This is a genomic window from Streptomyces panaciradicis, assembly GCF_023516615.1.
In the GTDB taxonomy this organism is placed as follows: domain Bacteria; phylum Actinomycetota; class Actinomycetes; order Streptomycetales; family Streptomycetaceae; genus Streptomyces; species Streptomyces panaciradicis.
Genome location: NZ_JAMGBF010000324.1, coordinates 1 through 977, shown reverse-complemented (window position 1 = coordinate 977; position 977 = coordinate 1). Strand labels below are relative to the sequence as shown.

At 78.4% G+C, this 977-nt stretch carries 2 pseudogenes; both read left to right on the top strand.

Annotated features, from left to right (window positions below):
- Window positions 1–422, top strand: a pseudogene (locus tag M8J74_RS44185) (zf-HC2 domain-containing protein); the annotation flags it as partial.
- Between the two features lie 120 nt (window positions 423–542).
- A pseudogene (locus M8J74_RS44180) lies at window positions 543–977 on the top strand (protease); the annotation flags it as partial.

The window sequence follows — 977 nt, the reverse complement described above, 5'->3', positions numbered from 1 at the left end:
TCACCGCCGCGGACGCGCGCGGCGGCACGGGCGCCGGCAGCAACGTGACGCCGGCGCGCACGCAGGGCTCGGGAGCCGCGTCGGCCCCCGAGCAGCGGCGCAGGGGCGTCGGCCCGCTCCTGGCCCAGCAGGGCCGGACCTCGCTCGGTGACGCCCCGGTGGCGCCGACCGAGGCGTCCGCTCCGCTGCTGTCGGGAGTGCCGCGCCCCGCGGGCGCCGAGCAGCAGACCCTGCACACGCTGACCGCCCCCGTGGTGGCCGGCGCGGCCGTGATGTCCCCACTGATACGTCCGCTCACCGTGTCCACACCGCTCACCCTGACCTCGTGGTCGACCGTCCCCGAGGTGACCCGCCCCGGCGTCCTCGCCGCGCCCGTCCCCGACCCGGACTCCCCTCCCTCCCCCTCCGCCTCCTCCCGCTGACCCGGCTCCGCGAACCTGGTTGAATCCGGGGTGGGCCGTGCCCACGGCAGGCAGCCGGGCGCGGAGTCGACGAACCGCGGCCACCGTGAGGTCCGTGCCGCGGTGAGCTGTGGGGAGAGCATGGACGAGGGGAAGCCGGTGAAGCCGAAGTGGTGGAACCGCACGGGCCGTCAGGCAACTGCCGACACCGACGGCGACTTCGAACTCCAGCGGCCGGCGGTGCCGGGGGCCGACGGCGACTTCGAGCTGCAGCGCCCCCGGGAAGCGGCTGCCGCCGGTCCGGAGCCGGAAGGACCTGACGCGCCCGGCGTACGGGGCGACGCCGAGGCGGCCCGGCCCGCCGAGACACCGGCGGACGGCCAGACCCCAGAGCCACCGGCCGCCCCGGCCCCGCCCGTGGAGCTGCGCAAGCCCCTGCACGACCCCGACCCCTACAGCACCCCGCCGTACGGCGAGCCCGGCCCCTGGGCCCCGGCCCCACCGGTCCAACACCCGGCGGCCCCGACGCCGCACGGCACGGCGGCCCCGACGCCCCATGGCGCGGCGGCCCACGGT